The organism is Streptomyces sp. NPDC056231, from assembly GCF_048270745.1.
Classification (GTDB): Bacteria; Actinomycetota; Actinomycetes; order Streptomycetales; family Streptomycetaceae; genus Streptomyces.
On the sequence record NZ_JBLVKW010000190.1, the window covers coordinates 1 to 2,042 of the forward strand.

1 protein-coding gene is annotated in these 2,042 nt (G+C 69.0%); it reads right to left on the reverse strand.

Annotated features, from left to right (window positions below):
• Window positions 1-1,172: 1,172 nt before the first annotated feature.
• The gene (locus tag ACNPQM_RS44025; RefSeq protein WP_418088400.1) at window positions 1,173-1,832 is read right to left on the reverse strand and encodes a response regulator; all 660 of its coding nucleotides are present in this window, start codon (window positions 1,830-1,832) and stop codon (window positions 1,173-1,175) included.
• Between the last annotated feature and the right edge of the window lie 210 nt (window positions 1,833-2,042).

Genomic DNA, 2,042 nt, shown 5'->3' on the forward strand with positions numbered 1-2,042 from the left:
GAGATGACCGAACGATTCCGCCTCTGGAAGACCGTCACCGGCGCGGCCGCGCACGCCTGAGCACCGTGCACGGCACGGCACCCGAGCGCCATCAGAGCGCCACAACTCACCTGCCACACAAACAACTTGACAAGGCCCCCGCGGCAGCTTCGCGGCCACCCTGACCGCCGAATTCGCCGACGGCCGCACCCTCACCCGAGCGGGTACGCGACAACCGCGGCGGACCGGACAACCCCCTGTCCGCCGATGAGCTGCCCACCAAGTTCACCGGTAGTGCCGACCGCGCCCTGGTGCCCGGCGCCGCCGACGACATCATTGACGCTGTATGGGCGCTGCGCGACGGCCGCCCGGTCCGCGACGCCCTCGCGATCCTTCGACGCTCGGACCTGTACATTTGCCCTTGATTAAGAATCTTCCGTTTGGCAAATGAGCAGTCTTCGTTGTGGTGCCGACCCTGGTCGAAATGCCTCCACAGACCGGCTACGGGCTGGGTGGTTCGGCCTTGGCCACTGGGCCGACCTCATGCCGCGCGGCATCGTCGGAATGGTCGTCGCACCGCCGATCGGCGGGGGCAAGCGGCTGATCGGTGGTCGTGGGGTGATGCTCGTTGGCACTGCGGCGCTGATCGGCACGGCATTGGTGCTACTCGCCGCATGCAGGACGCGGCGGAGGACGGCGAGGCGGCGGTGCTGGTGTATCGGGGCCTGGTCCTGCTTGATCACATGGGGTGGCAGGACGAGCCGGGGCATGGGGCGTTGTCCATGCACCAGCGTAGGAGCGGCTGGGCCGGTCGGCGGGTGGCGTAGTTGTCCGCGTGCCAGGCGTCGAGGTCGGTCTGCTGGCACTAGTCGAGGGTCAGGTCGCGGGCTGCGAGCCAGGTGAGGAAGGCGTCGGTCTGGGCGATTTACTGCCGGGCCTCGGAGGTGGGGGATCGCCCGAGTGTTCCGGCATCGGCCTTTGCCCGCAGGCGCCGCAGTTGGTACCAGGTGGCGAAGCGGTGCAGGAGCTGGTCACTGAACTGGACCTCCTTCGAGGCTGCTGTGTGGGAGCGGCCTTCCCGAAGACCTTCCCGGCTTCAGCCCTACGATCGTGAGGGTTGCCTTCCCTGCATCGTTCGCATGCTGGACGCACCGGTGAAACGGTTCGCACGGGTCCGACACGGTGTCGGACGATCACGAGTTCAGATAGGTGAGCACGGCCAGAACACGCCGGTGATCCTCATCACTTTGGGACAGTCCGAACTTGAGGAAGATGTTGCTGACGTGCTTCTCGACGGCGCCGTCGCTCACCACCAGCTGCCGGGCGATTGCCGAGTTCGTCCGCCCCTCGGCCATCAGCCCCAGCACCTCCCGCTCCCGCGGGGTGAGCCCGGCCAGCACGTCCTGCTTGCGGCTGCGGCCGAGCAGTTGCGCGACAACCTCCGGGTCCAGGGCCGTGCCGCCGTCGGCCACCCGCACCACCGCGTCCACGAACTCGCGCACCTCGGCCACGCGGTCCTTGAGCAGATAGCCGACCCCGCGGCTGGAACCGGCCAGCAGTTCGGTGGCGTACTGCTCCTCCACGTACTGCGAGAGCACGAGCACGCCGAGCGTCGGGTGCGCCTTGCGCAGCTGCACCGCGGCCCGGACCCCCTCGTCGGTGTGCGTCGGCGGCATCCGCACGTCCGCCACGACGACGTCCGGCAGCGCCTGCTGGTTGTGCAGCTCCGTGATGGTTTTGATCAGAGCCTGGGCGTCTCCGACACCCGCCACGACCTCGTGTCCGCGGTCGGTCAGCAGCCGGGTCAGGCCCTCCCTGAGCAGCACTGAATCCTCGGCGATGACCACCCGCACCCTGTCCTTCACGATCCTCGGCCTCCCACGGCCTCGCCCCGCGGCCTTCCGCGCGACACCGTCCAGCATTCCAGTATTCGGACCGTGCCGCGCCCGGGCCAGGGGGAGTGTAGGGAGGCGACCACATGTTTCGGCCTGCCGCCGCGGCCCGTGTGGCCGCCGGGGGCCGCCCGCAAAGCCGAATACCGGGGGGCGCAGCCCCCCCCCGGC